Annotated in this window: 9 protein-coding genes; 5 read left to right on the forward strand and 4 right to left on the reverse strand. The window is 43.4% G+C overall.

Translation table 11 applies throughout. The features are described from left to right. Positions 1–96: 96 nt before the first annotated feature. Positions 97–939 (reverse strand): acetyl-CoA carboxylase, carboxyltransferase subunit beta, encoded by an 843-nt coding sequence (gene accD / locus ACRBG0_RS22905; RefSeq protein WP_026211634.1) that lies wholly within the window; start codon positions 937–939, stop codon positions 97–99. Between the two features lie 222 nt (positions 940–1,161). Further along, positions 1,162–2,196 (reverse strand): uroporphyrinogen decarboxylase, encoded by a 1,035-nt coding sequence (hemE, locus tag ACRBG0_RS22910; RefSeq protein WP_431489174.1) that lies wholly within the window; start codon positions 2,194–2,196, stop codon positions 1,162–1,164. Positions 2,197–2,323: 127 nt separating this feature from the next. Between hemE and ACRBG0_RS22915 the strand changes: the two genes are divergently transcribed. Genes ACRBG0_RS22915 through ACRBG0_RS22930 form a run of 4 tightly spaced genes read left to right on the forward strand, consistent with a single transcriptional unit; the run spans position 2,324 to position 8,197 of the window. Next, the gene (locus ACRBG0_RS22915; protein ID WP_431489175.1) at positions 2,324–3,754 is read left to right on the forward strand and encodes a dicarboxylate/amino acid:cation symporter; all 1,431 of its coding nucleotides are present in this window, start codon (positions 2,324–2,326) and stop codon (positions 3,752–3,754) included. Between the two features lie 28 nt (positions 3,755–3,782). Beyond that, positions 3,783–4,307 (forward strand): hypothetical protein, encoded by a 525-nt coding sequence (locus ACRBG0_RS22920; protein ID WP_431489176.1) that lies wholly within the window; start codon positions 3,783–3,785, stop codon positions 4,305–4,307. Positions 4,308–4,348: 41 nt separating this feature from the next. Then, positions 4,349–5,686 (forward strand): TlpA family protein disulfide reductase, encoded by a 1,338-nt coding sequence (locus tag ACRBG0_RS22925; protein WP_431489177.1) that lies wholly within the window; start codon positions 4,349–4,351, stop codon positions 5,684–5,686. Positions 5,687–5,713: 27 nt separating this feature from the next. Beyond that, positions 5,714–8,197 carry an SDR family NAD(P)-dependent oxidoreductase gene (locus ACRBG0_RS22930; protein WP_431489178.1) on the forward strand — a complete coding sequence of 828 codons (2,484 nt, stop codon included), beginning with the start codon at positions 5,714–5,716 and terminating at the stop codon, positions 8,195–8,197. Between the two features lie 191 nt (positions 8,198–8,388). Here ACRBG0_RS22930 and smc read toward each other — a convergent pair whose 3' ends face one another. Together smc and ACRBG0_RS22940 are read right to left on the reverse strand one after the other, a co-directional pair. Next, complete coding sequence (gene smc, locus ACRBG0_RS22935) at positions 8,389–11,964, reverse strand: chromosome segregation protein SMC (protein WP_431489179.1); 3,576 nt, start codon at positions 11,962–11,964, stop codon at positions 8,389–8,391. Between the two features lie 50 nt (positions 11,965–12,014). After that, the gene (locus ACRBG0_RS22940; protein WP_431489180.1) at positions 12,015–13,403 is read right to left on the reverse strand and encodes a DUF4403 family protein; all 1,389 of its coding nucleotides are present in this window, start codon (positions 13,401–13,403) and stop codon (positions 12,015–12,017) included. A gap of 224 nt (positions 13,404–13,627) precedes the next feature. Here ACRBG0_RS22940 and ACRBG0_RS22945 point away from each other — a divergent pair, with 224 nt between their 5' ends. Further along, positions 13,628–15,346 carry a PDZ domain-containing protein gene (locus ACRBG0_RS22945; RefSeq protein WP_431489181.1) on the forward strand — a complete coding sequence of 573 codons (1,719 nt, stop codon included), beginning with the start codon at positions 13,628–13,630 and terminating at the stop codon, positions 15,344–15,346. Positions 15,347–15,396 lie beyond the last annotated feature (50 nt).

Here is a 15,396-nt window from a genome sequence, read left to right on the forward strand (position 1 = left end):
ACAACATGATAGGGTTATTCGCCAAAAAAACAGCAGGATTAGGAGTAAAAATACTCATGATCCCGAATACAATCAGACAGGTGGTAGTTTACATGCTTATTTTTCAAAAAGCTGCAACAGATCAGAAATCCGATCTTTAAGGTCTTTACGGTCTACGATGAAATCCAAAAAGCCGTTCTCCAAAACGAATTCTGAAGTTTGGAACCCTTCTGGTAAGTCTTTCTTTATCGTTTCCTTAATAACCCGGGGGCCAGCAAAACCAATGAGCGCTTCTGGTTCCGCAAAGTTAATATCCCCCAACATGGCAAAAGAGGCGGTAACGCCACCTGTTGTAGGGTCTGTCATAAAGGAAAAGTAAGGTACTCCAGCCTTGGCCAAAGTGCTCAGCTTGGCCGAAGTTTTGGCCATCTGCATCAAACTGAAAGCGGATTCCATCATACGAGCTCCCCCCGTTTTAGAGATAATCATAAAGGGAGTTCTAGTTTCACGGCAGTGATCAATGGCTCTGGCGATTCTCTCTCCAACGACAGAACCCATCGAGCCTCCGATAAACTGAAAATCCATGGCTGCAATGACCAATGGTCGGCGATTAACTTTGCCTTGCGCAACCGTAATTGCATCCGTAAGCCCCGTTTTCTTGTAGGCGCTAGCCAAACGTTCCGGGTAGGATTTTAAATCGACGAAATTAAGGTGGTCCTTTGAACGGAACTCTTCGAACATCAAATCGAAGTTGCCGTCAAAAATAAGGTCGAAGTAGTCGTAGGAACCAATGCGTACATGATAATTACAGTGAGGACACTTGTAAGAGTTCTCACGCAATTCTTTCATTGTAGACGTTTCTTTACAACGTTTACACTTATACCACAGGCCCTCTGGAGCTTCTTTCTTGTTCCTCGTTGCTGTCTGAATTCCGTCTTTAAGTCGCTTGAACCAACCCATAAAATCAGTTTATATGGAAGCGGGAATGTTTAGGTGTTGCGCAAATCTTGTATACATCAAATTAATTGATGCTTATGCTTGCAGCGTGGCAAAAGTAATAAAGCTAATGGGATAATAAAAGCTTGTATGGTTTAATTAAATTTCTCTACCCTTCTTTTCGCTAGTAATAAAGGGTAGAGCTGTGAAAATTAACTGGAGTTATTATCCCATTTTCAGGAAAGGTTAATACCTATGGGCTTGTACAGTCTGAATAAACGCACGTACGCCCTCGAGTGGTGTGTCAGGATAAACCCCGTGGCCAAGATTAGCGATATGTTTTTTGCCAAAAGTAGCTAACATCTTTTTTGTTGCTTCTGCAACCTTTTCTCCCGGAGCATAGAGTTGACAGGGGTCGAGGTTGCCCTGAAAAGCTTTATCTGTTTGTAGTAATTTACGTAAATCGGCAGGATTCTGGGTCCAATCTAAGCCTATTACCTGACAGGGTAAGGCGTCTAATTCACGGAGTGCAAACCAAGCATCTTTCGCAAAGACAGTCACGGGTGTCTCTTCTTCTCGTAGTGCTTCTGTAATCTGGCGCAAGTAAGGGATAGCAAACTCTTTGTATAAAGCTGGAGATAAAATTCCTGCCCAAGAGTCAAACAATTGAATCAAATCCGCACCGTGTTTTACTTTCTCCTTCAAGTAGGCAATGGTAGTACGGGTGATTTTTTCTAGCAAGGCATGAGCCAACTCCGGCTCCCGAAAAAGCATTTTTCTGGCTTTAGAAAAAGTTTTGCTTCCTCCACCTTCTACCATGTAAGCGAAAATGGTCCAGGGAGCGCCAGCGAAACCAATTAAAGGAACCCTACCAGCAAGTTCTTTTTTCGTTAAGGCCAAAGCATCGTACACATAAGTTAATTCAGATGCAGCATCCCCCCCCTCGATTAAGTCCTCAATATCTTTTTGTGACTGAATTGTTTTCGGGAAAGAGGGCCCTTTCTTTTCGATCATTTCATAGGTGAGCCCCATTGCTTCAGGGATGACCAATATATCGGAGAAGATGATTGCAGCATCAACACCTAGTATATCTACAGGTTGAAGAGTGACCTCTGCAGCCAATGCAGGGGTTTCTACCAATTCTTTAAACCCGCTCAACTTGGCCCTTAGGGCGCGGTATTCAGGTAAAATTCTTCCGGCTTGGCGCATCAGCCATACTGGGGGGCGTTCTACTTCGGCTCCTTGAGCAACGCGTAATAATAGGTCGTTTTCCAATCTCATGCGGCAAACTTAAGAGAATTATGTGAACTGATGAAACCTCTGCTATTTTGTGATAATCAATTGACAAAAAAGAACCGAATCAGAATTTTCGTTAATTTGGGGGCTATTTCTAACTATCCTCTTACTCATGAAGAATCTGCCATTGCATTGGAAAATTATTATCGGTCTATTTCTAGGCATCATCTACGCTTTCTTTTCCGTAAAGTGGGGATGGAGCAAGTTTACAATAGACTGGATTGATCCTTTCGGTACGATCTTTATTCGCTTGCTGAAATTTATTGCTGTTCCATTGGTTCTGCTATCTATCATTTCAGGGATTAGCACCTTGCCCGATCTGTCGAAACTGGGAAGAATGGGCGCCAAAACCATGCTGGCTTACATGGTAACTACTGTTGCTGCAGTTGGAGTAGGGCTTTTAATTGTAAATATAGCTCAGCCTGGTGCAACAATCGACCAGGATCAACGTATCAAAAACCGCATAAAATACGAGCTTTGGGTACAGCAAACGGATGGTGTCGAAATATTGGATGGTAAAAACTATCTTTCTGACCCTGCCTACGCTAGTTTTCGAGATGCTGCTGCTACGGCACTAGTGGATGAATTGAGTATGGCAGAGGAAGACCCTTCCCTCTCCAAGAAATTAGCAGATGCTTCTCAAATGAAGGAAGCAGGCCCTTTGAAATTTTTCGTTGATTTCGTTCCTGAAAATATTTTCATGTCGTTGTCGGATGGGAAATTGATGCTGCAAGTCATTTTCTTCGCCATTTTCTTCGGTATTGTCTTATTGATGATTCCAAGAGAAAAAGCGGAGCCAGTCATGGCTTTCATGGATGGCACCAACGAGGTTTTCCTCAAGATGGTAGAAGTAGTGATGAATGCTGCACCATTTTTTGTTTTTGCGCTGATGGCTGGAGTTATTGCCAAGATGGCAAGCACAACGGCTGAAGTCATTGAGATATTTAAGGGATTAGCTGCTTATTCTTTGGTTTTAGTCGCAGGATTAGGGTTTATGATTTTTGTTTTTTACCCGTTGATGATGAAGATTTTTGTGAGAGATCTGCCTTATGCTGCATTCTTTCGTAAAATCAGCCCTGCTCAATTTTTGGCTTTCTCCACTAGTTCTAGCGCCGCTACGCTGCCAGTGACCTTGGAGTGTGTACGCGATAACCTTGGTGTATCAAAGAATGTATCCAACTTCGTCTTGCCCATTGGGGCAACCGTTAACATGGATGGTACGAGCCTTTACCAAGCTGTAGCGGTAGTGTTTATGGCTCAGATGCACTTTGTAGACCTGTCGATTGCTCAACAAGCTACCATTGTGCTTACTGCTACCCTGGCCTCTATTGGTTCTGCTGCAGTGCCTTCTGCTGGTTTGGTGATGATGATTGTTGTATTGCAGTCCGTAGGTTTAAATCCTGCTTGGATTGCAATTATCTTCCCGGTAGATCGTATCCTAGATATGTGCAGAACAGTTGTTAATGTAACCGGTGATGCCACTGTTTCAACATTAATTGCTAAATCAGAGGGTGACTTGGATATGGAAATATTAAAATCCTGATTATAAAACCGAAAGGATAGTTGAAATTATGGAAGGAGTACTAGGAGTAGGATCACGGGTAAAACACCCAGCCTACGGTGATGGAGTTGTCATTCGGCTTCATGCAGCGGCCTATGAGTTGGCTTTTACGCTTTACGGTCTAAAATTAGTAGGCCGCGATTATGATAAATGGGAAATTGTCGAGGCCATCCCTGCTGAAGAGGAAGTAAGTTTCACGGAAGCTGAAAAAGCTTTAGTAAAAATACTTAAGGCTTACAATGGCTTAGAGGAAGTAGTAGATTTAGGGGATAAATGGATTGATGGTAAGCTCGTCCTTCAGCCAGCAGATCCCGACATGAAAGAAAAAGAAATGGATATTGACACTTTCTTCCATAAGATAGTGATGGTCAGGGATCGCTTGCGAGTCATGGAACAGCGAATCAACAGTAGTGCTTTGATTGACGAAGAAAAGGTCAATCTTCAGCAATATATTACCCGGATATACGGGAGCTTGACGTCCTTTAATGTTCTTTTTAAATATAAAGATGACCACTTTAAGGGGAGCAAATCATAGCCCTTTGTCATCTTATTCATTATTGTTATTAAACTACGCTTGTGAAATTTGCTCCTATACTGTTAGCAGCCGTTGTATTGCTGACCCTTACGACTTGTCTACGCATGGAAAATGCCTACACCAAGATTCCTCCTGGTGTTTGGCGAGCTGTTCTTCAACTTGACCCTAGTGCAGTTAGTCCGAATCCCAAAGGGGAATACAGAGAAGATAAGCTTGGCCTCACTTTTGATGAAGTAACAAACGGAGAACTTCCCTTTAATTTTGAAGTGGAATATACGGACGATACCACTTTTCAAATTGTCTTCCTGAATGGAGAAGAAAGAATTGTGGTCAAAGATATTAGCTTCGGCCGCAGCAAGTCAAGGGCAAAAGATTCTATACGGATCAATTTCCCAATCTATGACACCTATATCGTTGGGCTTTACGAAGAAGGCCTCATTGAAGGCGAGTACGTGGTCAACTACCGCGAAAACTACAGCATTCCGTTTATTGCTCATTTTGGAGAGAACCACCGCTTTACCAAGATTCCAAAAGCACCCGCATTGAATCTTTCTGGCATTTGGGAGGTCACTTTTGGACCGGGAGGGGACGAGTCTGCTGCGTTTGCTGGTATTGGAGAATTTGTCCAAAAAGACAACCAGTTGAGTGGTACTTTTCGAACGGAAACTGGCGATTATCGCTACTTAGAAGGGGAAGTATCAGGAACAAAAGCCTATCTGTCTGTTTTTGACGGTGCACATGCCTTTTTATTTGAAGCACAGATAGATGCTGATGCGGAGGCCATGGTAGGTTCTTTCCGTTCAGGAAAGCACTATCGCACCATTTGGCAAGCCCATCGAAATTCTGAGGCGACCTTAGAGAGCCCTTATGAGTTGACTAAAGTAATAGAAGCTGGTAATCCTGTTGATTTTACTTTCCCCAACACTAAAGGCGAGGCCATTAGCTTATCAGATGAAGCTTTTGCCGGTAAGGCTAAACTGATTCAAATAATGGGTACTTGGTGTCCAAACTGCAAGGACGAGACTCAGTTTTTATTAGATTATTTTGCCAACAATACTCATCCTGACCTTCAGGTAATAAGCATTGGTTTTGAACGTTATCGTGAAGAAGAAAGAGCATTAGCTGCCTTGAGTCGCTATCAGGAGCGCAATGAAATTCCTTACCCTGTACTGTGGGGAGGTTATTATGACAAAGAAGAAGCTTCAAGGGCATTACCGATGCTTAATAAAATCATCTCCTACCCTACCCTTTTATTTATCGACAAAGAAAATCGGGTAAGGAAAATTCACACTGGCTTTGACGGCCCGGCTACTTCTCGCTTCAAGGCTTTCCAAGATGAATTTGAGCAAAGTATTCAACAATTACTTTCTGAGTCCTAAACTTCTTGCTTTAAGCAACATCCAACTATGCAAACATTAAATATTCCCGTATCATTAGCTTATTGTATTGAAAACGAGGAAATCGCGAACAAAATAGCTACAGATCTCGCTCCTGTTCTTTCTTTTCAGAAGGTAGCTATTCAAAGAGATCAGGAACAAAGCCTGGCCACTATTCTCAAAGGTTTTGAAGGAGCCATCATTTTGTTGGTTAGTGACAATTTCCTACGGTCAACCAAATGTATGGAACAAAGTTTAAGTATGCTCAATGAGCATGGTCATGACTTGCTCCCCATTGTTATTCCAGGTTACAGACTAGAGGAAAATGGCGAAAAAGAAGAGGTTGCAACCAGTTTTGAAAGAGTTACGGATATTATCCAGTATATTAATTTTTGGCAAGACCGCTATCTTGATTTGCGCCGCCAGAAGCGAGAAGATAACCGATTGAATAGCGAAAGTTTTACTACACATTTAAAGGCCGTTCGAGATATATCTGGTGAAGCAGGTGAATTCATTCGCTTGTTAAGAGGCAACCTGCATCTAGAATTATACCAATTTCAGCACAATGCCTATGAGCAGTTGTTCATTTTCCTTGATGAAACCGATGCTGGTGATGCTTTTCGGGCAACCTTTGCTGGTGAACCCAGAATCATCTCACCAGAAGAAAAAGCAGTTGAATCACCTGTAGAAGTCATCGAAGAAGCCCCTCCTATTGATTTGACAGGTATACCGGGAATAGAACTACTACCTCCTACCCCAGCTGATAATGAAAAGGAACCAGAAGAAGTAACGGATTCTCAGGAAGAACATGTTGTTATAGACAAAGAGGAAGATTTTGGCATTGAGGTACTGGAAGGAGAGCCAGAGGAACATCCAGAAGAAGAGGAGTCTGGTCTCGAAGCACTAGAAGGGGAACCAGAAGAAAGTACTGATGATATTGAAGATGAAGTTGGAATATTGATAGAAAAAGCTTGGCGCCTTGCGGATGGCAGCACCCTTTCGGATGGTATTACATTGCTAGAGGCAGGCCTAGAGTCTTTTCCTAATAACGAAGAATTACTGTACAACTATGCCTTGCTGTTGGCACAGGATGACCGCCCCAAGGAAGCTAGTGAGCAGGTGAATTTTTTGCTGACCAAAAACCCACAACACGAAAATGGCTTGTTTTTAGCAGGTGAACTAGCTGATTTAGCGGGTAAACCAGCCCTTGCCCGAAAGTATTTTGCAAGACTTGTTAGAATAAATGAGCAAGGTGCTGATGTTTGGTTCCGTCTAGGAGAATTAAGTCTACAAGCTGAACCTGATGCCACAGAAAAGGCTGTCAAATACTTTAAAGAAGCTGCGAAAAGAGAAGGCACGCCCGAGGATGCCTATTATCAACTAGGACTCCTTTACGCTGGCGCGCTTGATCATCCTAAGAAGGCTTTCAAAGCTTTTAAGAAAACCATTGAAATCAATCCAGAGCACGCTTTCGTTTACTATGACCTGGCTCTCCTGTATCATCGCCAAAAGGAACACGAGCAGGCTTTTCATGCTTACCAACAAGCAATTTCTATCAACCCGGAGTTGAAGACTCCTGAAAACGACACTGTCTTTAAGCTTATGGCTCATAAATCTGATCTTCAGCAAGAACAAAATACGCTACAAGCACTCAAAGATAATGTCCAACGCTTGGAAGCACTCATTCAACAACGAGAGGCCTCGGCCCTGCTTGAAAGCGAAGTCGGAAAAGGAAAATGTATCCTAATTACAGGTGCTACCTCAGGAATTGGTCGTGCGACAGCAACAAAATTTGCAGCTAATGGCTATCGACTAATCATCACCGGAAGACGAAAGGAACGCCTGGAAGCGCTGCAACAAGAGTGGACAGAACGCTATGGCACGGAATCTTATCTACTTGTTTTTGATGTACGTTCAGCCGAAGCAGTTCAGAAGGCTATTGATAGTCTACCTCCTGAGTGGTCAGACATTGATATTTTGATGAACAATGCCGGTAAGGCCAAAGGCTTTGACCCCATCCATGAAGGTCACCTGGAGCATTGGGACGAAATGATAGATACCAATATCAAAGGACTCCTTTATCTAACCAGAGCTGTTACGCCTGGTATGGTTGCTCGCAGGCAAGGACATGTCATCAATGTGGCTTCTACGGCAGGTAAAGAAGTTTATCCAAAGGGGAACGTTTATTGCGCTACGAAATTTGCGGTAGACGCACTCACCAAAAGTATGCGCCTGGACTTGCACCGGCATGATGTTCGGGTCAGCCAAGTGGCTCCCGCGCATGTAGAAGAAACAGAGTTCGCCCTGGTCCGCTTTGATGGAGACCAAGAAAAGGCGAATATCTATGAGGGTTTCCAACCACTCACCAGTCGTGATGTTGCAGAAACGGTCTTTTTTATTGCTCAGCAGCCTGCTCACGTTAATATCCTCGATGTTGTTTTACAAGGTACACAGCAAGCAAGTAGCACGGTAATTGATCGCTCGGGAAGGGATAAATATCAGGAGGAGGAATAAAAGTGTAAGGGTTCTCAACCTTTCAGGCTGGTGCGTTGTGCTGTTTGTGAGTAGCCCTCATGAAAATCATGACGTGCCCAATTGGAAGCTGTCTATCTTTGATCGTTAACAGCTTTCGCTAGAAAAGTGGAAACCTGACCATCAACTTTCAACCACCAACCATCAACAGAGTTTTACATTTTTGCAACATATCAATTGCTCTGCGCAGCCTTAAAGAAGCCACTGCCATCCAATTCTGAGAATTCTACCGGAAGTACGCCACTCCCCTGCTGTTCATTGGTAAACACACCATAAATGGTGTCTACTGCCTCCATCGTAAGTTTGTTATGAGTGACGATGATGAACTGACTTTCCTTGCTGAATTTCTTGATGATGCGGTTAAACTTGGTAATGTTGGCGTCATCAAGAGGAGCATCTACTTCATCAAAAATACAGAATGGTGCTGGCTTGAGCAGGTAGAGGGCGAATAGTAAAGCCGTAGCTGTAAGTGTTTTCTCTCCACCTGATAACTGACTGATAGATTGTGGCCGTTTCCCTTTAGGTTTTGCTACAATTTCAATCTTAGATTCCAGCGGGTTTTCTGGTTCGAGCAGAATCAGGTCACAATTATCATCTTCGGTAAAGAGACTACGGAATACATCAATGAAGTAAATGCGTGCTTTATCGAAGGCATCAAGAAACTGAATAGTTGCTGTTTCTTCAATTTCTTTGATGGTTTTAATTAAAGACTCCTTGGCGGCGATGATGTCTTCTCGTTGGTTAGTGATTGTATCAAAGCGTTCCTTCATTTCGTCATACGCTTCAACCGCCATGGGGTTTATTTCGCCGTAGTTATCAATACGACTCTTCATGCGTTCTACCTTCAACTCTAGTTCAGTAGGATCCATCTTTTCAACCTTCGCATCAATTTCTGTCTCCTGATTGATGAACTCATTGACATCAATGGAGAATTCAATTCGCAAGCGCTGAGCTACGGTACTGATATCGAATTTTACACTACTGAATTTGTCTTTAAGTTGGTTGATCAGTATTTGAGCATCTTGGCGAAGGCGGCCCACTTTGCGGAGCTTGTCTTCTAGCTCATTGATTCCACCACGCGCCTCAAAGTAAGCCTGCTCTGCTTCGGTAAGACCTGCTTCTCGTTTGTTTTTTTCTTCGTAAAGGCCCTGTAATTCAACTTCAAGGTCATAGACTTTCGTCTGTGCATTTTGAATTTCTTGGTCGCTGCTTAGCAACGATTCCTCATTACGTTTACGAACAGTCGTGATTTCAGTGAGCTGCTTCTCGCGAAAAGAGAGTTCTTGTTGTAGGGCTGTTACCCGGTTTTGTTGGCGAATAAAAGAAATATTTTTTTCATTAAAAGCCGCCGATGCAGCACTTAACTCTTCCGCAATTTCTCTATAACTGCCATCAGTATTAGCAATTTGCTCTTTGATTTCCGCCACCCTTCGCTGGCCTCCTGCCAGCTGAGCGTCTATCTCTTTGTTTTCCTCCTCCATGCGTTTAGTGTCCGCTTGCAACTGCTCATTCTTTTGCTGCATGTCACTCATGAAGGATTGGAAATTCTCAAGGCGAGTCACAAGAGATACTTTCTGTTGTGATATCTGATTCACTGCCTGCCTCGCCTGCTGGATACCCTGCTTACTGCGTTGCTGCTTTAGGCGCTCTAGGTCGTTCTTTTCCTGGAAATACTCCGTAGATAGTTTTTGTTCTTCCCTTTCTGCTTTTGCAATGGCTTTTTCTAGAATCTCGAGGTTCTTCTTTCGGCCAATTTTCTTGCCCTCAAATAAACCAACCGACCCTCCCGAGACGCTAAATCTGCGGCGTATAAAACGACCGCTACGTCCGAGGACAATCCATTCACCACCAGCATTGGCACTTTTAACGTCTTCACTGTCAACAACAAGGACCTTTTCGAGAAGATAAGCTACCAAACGCCGGTATTGATCATCTGTCTCTATAAGGTCGGCAGCCAATAACATACCTGAAGGCAGCAATTCCGCTGGAGGAAGGTATTCCTTAAAGGCATCGAGAATAAAGAAATTTGCCTTCCCTTTCTGGCTACGCCCCAATAACTGAATCGCCTGATAGGCTTCTTCGAGATTTTCAACGACGTAATAATTCAGGTAAGGCTCCAGGTAGTTCTCTATTGCTACGCGGTAATCTTCTTTTACATAAAGAAGATCCGATAATAGCGGAGCATCCTGTTTCCAGTTTTTATTTTGACTCAAAAAGCGGATCGATTCTGGAAATCCTTCCAGGCTTTCGATCATACTTTTTGTCAGTTTATACTCATTGCGTTTAGCATCCAGCGTACGATTGACTTTGGTTCGCCTTTGATTCAAATCCTCAAGTCTGGTTTCAGACTCTGTGACTTTTTGCTGCCGCTGTTCTTCTGCTAACTCAAGTGCATCTACTTGCTTTTGAGCATCGCTTTCTTTGGCTTCCAAAGCAGCTAGGCGGTCATTGAGCTCTTTCATGTCCTCCTCGCGGGTGGCCATGTCTGAGGTATTTCGAGCCTTCTGTTGCTCGAAGTTTTCCATTCGGCTTTGGTTGATCGCCCTGCGCTTTTCCTGCTCAAAAACCTCACGTTCTACGGCTTGTTGCTCTCCAACAATAGTATCCAAATTGGCCTTTACGGACCCGTGACTAGAACGTATCTGTGCAAGTTTGTCTTCAGCAGTGCTTAATTCTAGTTCCAAACGAGCTTCTACTCTCTTTTCGGCATTGAGTTCTCCTCGGTAGTCATCCAATTGCCCTTCCAGCTGCGTAAGCCGTTGTTTCGCTTGGGCAATATCCTGGGTTAGCTTTTCCTGATTTTGAGTAATAAATTGCAAACGCTGTTTCAGCATCTGCCGGTCACTTTCTTTGTTCCTTAACTGGCTGATCAGGTTGTTAAGGTCTCGTTGCCGATCGGAAAGTGCTTTCTCTTTATCTACATGTGCTTTACGTTCTGATTCTATTCCTGCTTCCAGTTGAGTGACATCAATTTCGTACTGTCGGTACTTGTCCTCTTCTTCTGTAAGTTGCTTTTGGAGCGTTTTATGCCTATCTCTTAGATCATCGATCTTTATGCGAGCTAGTTGTAGGCTAAGATCTTTATAGTTATTCTTTAATTCGAAATACTTTTTAGCACGTTTTGCCTGCTTTTCAAGCGAGCTCAGGTTTCCATTGATTTCGTACAAAAGGTCCTCAATCCGATCCAGGTCCTCCGTTGTGCTTTTAAGCTTATTGAGAGTCTGTTTCTTCCGGATTTTGTACTTGGAGATACCTGCTGCCTGCTCGAACATTTTACGGCGAGAGTTGTCCTTGTCGGCCAAGATATCATCTACCATCCCCAATGCGATAATTGCATAAGAGTTGGAGCCAATACCGGTGTCTAGAAAAAGACTGGTGATGTCTTTTAACCGGCAGGTAACCCCGTTTAAGCGATACTCGCTTTCTCCGGTTCGGTACAGCATCCGGGTGATAGTTACCGTGTTGTACTCTGTGGGAAGTAGATTTTTGGTGTTTTCAAAAGTAAGGGAGACCGAGGCCATACCCGAAGCTTTCTTTTTCTTGGTACCATTAAAGATTACACTCGACATTTGATCGAGGCGTAACTCTTTACTCTTTTGCTCTCCTAATACCCAGCGAATGGCATCAACGATATTTGATTTACCACTACCGTTAGGCCCTACGATCCCGATGACATCTTCAGAGAAGTTGACTTGTGTTTCGTTGGCGAAACTTTTAAAGCCCTTTATTTCTAGTTGTTTCAACCGCATAGCCGGCAAAAATAATAATCGTCCGCTAAAGAACAGCTAATTTTGGAAGTTTACATTCCAAAATCTGATAAGCCATCCACAATTACTCCCAAATCGCCCTTCAAGGACATCACAACTTTAACACCATTGGTCGTCAGGTAAGCATTGTAAATATTTAATTCTTCTAATGCTCCCTGTAGTTTTATCCCAGGACTTATTTCATAATCCTGTAACTGTTCCGCCATTTGCTTTTGGGCATCGGAAAGGTTGTAGTCGAGCAAGTAGTCCATGTTTTCCTGTAGTTTTTTCTTTAGCGTTCCTTTAGCTAACCATGCTGCTGAACGGAGAAGAAAATTTTTACTGTCTAGGGTATACTCCAAGTCTTCGACTTCTATCCTGTTTCGACGAGGGTTAAAGACAGGTTCGCCTGTCATATAAATATGGCCATTATAACTGCCTGATAGCAAAAGATTGACCACTATATTGTTGCCTTGGCCAAAGAGTTCGATATCTTCTACGACAACATGGCGACTACCTTGTTCAAAGCGTTCTCCTTGTAAACTTTGCTTGGTGAGCCGTTCTGCTTCTTCATAAGGTAGTGTAGCATCAAGGAAAATCTGAAAACCTTCTTCTGCACTTTCATTGAGCATTCGGTATTCAAAATCAGGCAAGGAAATAGTAGGATTGGCTGTTGGCTTAGGGCCAAAACGTAGTTCTGGTTTCGACTGGACAATGATAGTGGCTTCCATGTTGCCATTCTCTGTTTTGATCGGTGTCATCCCCAAGTCGGTAGGATTGACGAGTAGCCAAGTCTGGTATTCTGATGATATTTCATAAGGCTCGAACATTAGCTGCCAGGCTTCTGCTACAGTTTCTTCCAGTTTGAATGAATTTGCGACCAAGGTGTCGATGCTATTGCTAATGGTGCTTGTGCTTCGGCTGAGGATCAAGTTGGCAATAGATTGTACGGGGATGCTTACGCCCCCAACCTTTAAGCGCGGCCGCTCTTTCCATTCATGCCCCTGTAAACTTGTTTGCGTAGCGAATTTCCAATCACTACCAATAGCGTATACTGTAGAGAAGTCTAAATTCAAGCGACCGGTAGCCTCCACCTTGCCCAAGCCCAAATCGTATTGTATCCAGAGGTCAAGCGGAACTTGGTAACTGACAGCACTTCCTTCTGTCGTAATCTTGATAGTGCCATCCTTACGTGCCGTAACTTTCATTTTGTCTCCATCATTAAAGCTATCGTCTTGATAAAGTGCCTCGCCGAGTTGCTGATTAAGTGAATTCTCCAGTTCTTGAATATTTAATCGAACAGGAATTCGAATAGTAGAGGATTGATTTTCAAAACGGTCGTCATTCGTATAGTTTTCCAAAGGCCGGGTCGGTTGAGTGGTTTTGCACCCCATCAAAGAGAGGATTACCACGGTGACGGATAAAGCAAGTAAGCTCCGCATGGAGTAGTTTTGTTTAGTTAAGGCAAAAATATCAAGAAGATTGACAAAAAAGCGCTTTAGGGTGCAACGGTAGCTTAAATGTTGTGTCTTTTGACCATACAAATTTCCTTCTTTGATAATTTTGTGGCTAAAAAAGTAAAAGTATAAGCGACTAAAAAGATCGTCTTTCTGCTTTCGATTGCCTACAAAACGCAAAACCTTTCAGAGAATCAAAAAAAATCGCAATGAGACACCTGTTGTTACTTCTTCTTACTACTAGTCTATTTTCACTACACGCTCAGCACAACAGCAATCGCGCTTTTCTGGGTGTTAGCTCCACTGAAATTGATGATGATAAAGCAGATTTGCTTAATCTTCCTACAGACGATGGAGACATGGTCAAATATGTTTACAAAGGCACCGCAGCCGCAGCCGCAGGATTAAAACCCTTTGATTATATCATCGGCATGAATAATGAGATGGTTGACCGTAATACCGGTTTGACAGAACTGTTGGCGGCACATCGTCCTGGCGACAAGGTAGATTTGAAAATTGTTCGCCAAGGAAAAAAGATGAGCCTACCCGTCACCTTAGGGAGGCCCAGTGATTCCGATGGAGAACATTATGGTGGTTCTGCTTTTTTGGGAGTGCGGGAACATGATGATAATGACGATGATGAAATTGGCGTACGTATCACTACCGTACGAAACTCTACAGCGATGAAGCTAGGCCTAGACGATGGTGATGTAATTACCAGTATTAATGGCCAGCCAATGATTGACTGGAGTGATATCAGCGTTATGCTGAACAATATGGAAGATGGCGATCCGATAGAAATTGCTTATTCTCGAAACAATACTCCTCAGCGTGCTAATGGTACCATAGGGAGAGAAGATGACCCCAGCCTCAAGATGGGGCGCGGTTATCTCGGTATCTATTCAGGCCACATGGATCGTACGAAGGCTGGTAAGCTAGGCTTGACAAATCCTTATGGAAGTTACGTTAAACGTGTTATTCGGGGTTCCGCTGCTGAGGCTGCTGGTCTGGAGCCATTGGATTACGTAGTTGCTATCAATGATTATCAAATGAGTGATGATCGTTCTTTGACCAGTGCACTGCGTAAATTTAGCCCTGGCGATGAAGTGGTTGTTACCTATATCCGCAACGGAGAAACGATGCGCGCCAATGCTGTTTTGGGCGAATCTTCCGATGATAATCTTTCACAACCATGTTCTGAAGCGCCTTTCTTTGGGGTGAGCAACAACCATAATGAAACGAATCGCAAAGGAGTACCCGTCAATATTGTACGGAATTCGGCTGCAAAAGAAGCAGGTTTGCAAAGTGGAGATGTTATTACCAGCTTAGCAGGAAAACCGATTATTGACTGGGGAGACCTTAGTGCAGTTATCAATGGTACCAATGTTGGTAAGGAAATAGCTGTCGGATATATTCGTGACGGAGAGTCACAGACGGCTATTGCTGTCATGGGGTCTGAATGTGGCGAAAATGGTGAGAGTCGCAACAAAAACAACTGGTATGACTACAACTACGACGAAAGCTTCAGCAATAATCCGGATCGGGAAATAGATGATGAGTCTCCAGCAGTAGACATGGATCGCATCAAGGTAGACATGGCAGACATGGATCAAGAGGATGCTGCAGCAATGGCTAGCCGTGGTGTAGATATGCCACTGATCAATAATCTTTCCATCGAGAATATCCAGTTGTTCCCTAATCCCAATCGTGGGATGTTTCGCCTCGAATTCGAGCTTCCTCAAAGTGGTGAGACCAGTATCCGGGTATTCAATGGAGAAGCCCGCCTGATTTATTCTTTCGATTTAGGGGAGTACCAAGGAACTTTCAGTGATGATATCGATATCTCTCAGAATGGCCCAGGGGCTTACTTTTTAGAAGTTCGCCAAGGAGCAACAAGTATGGTCAAGAAGATCATTCTTCAATATTAAATATAAGTCATCCCGAATTTTGATGACAATCAAAATTCGGGATGACTTAT

It is taken from the genome of Lewinella sp., from assembly GCF_050633125.1.
Taxonomy (GTDB): Bacteria; Bacteroidota; Bacteroidia; order Chitinophagales; family Saprospiraceae; genus Lewinella.

Bases quoted from the DNA above. Each gene is read 5' to 3' on its own strand.
- ACRBG0_RS22920 (WP_431489176.1), top strand. From the start codon at position 3,783: ATGGAAGGAGTACTAGGAGTAGGATCACGGGTAAAACACCCAGCCTAC.
- accD (WP_026211634.1), bottom strand. From the start codon at position 939: ATGGGTTGGTTCAAGCGACTTAAAGACGGAATTCAGACAGCAACGAGG.
- ACRBG0_RS22940 (WP_431489180.1), bottom strand. From the start codon at position 13,403: ATGCGGAGCTTACTTGCTTTATCCGTCACCGTGGTAATCCTCTCTTTG.
- ACRBG0_RS22945 (WP_431489181.1), top strand. From the start codon at position 13,628: ATGAGACACCTGTTGTTACTTCTTCTTACTACTAGTCTATTTTCACTA.
- smc (WP_431489179.1), bottom strand. From the start codon at position 11,964: ATGCGGTTGAAACAACTAGAAATAAAGGGCTTTAAAAGTTTCGCCAAC.
- hemE (WP_431489174.1), bottom strand. From the start codon at position 2,196: ATGAGATTGGAAAACGACCTATTATTACGCGTTGCTCAAGGAGCCGAA.
- ACRBG0_RS22930 (WP_431489178.1), top strand. From the start codon at position 5,714: ATGCAAACATTAAATATTCCCGTATCATTAGCTTATTGTATTGAAAAC.
- ACRBG0_RS22915 (WP_431489175.1), top strand. From the start codon at position 2,324: ATGAAGAATCTGCCATTGCATTGGAAAATTATTATCGGTCTATTTCTA.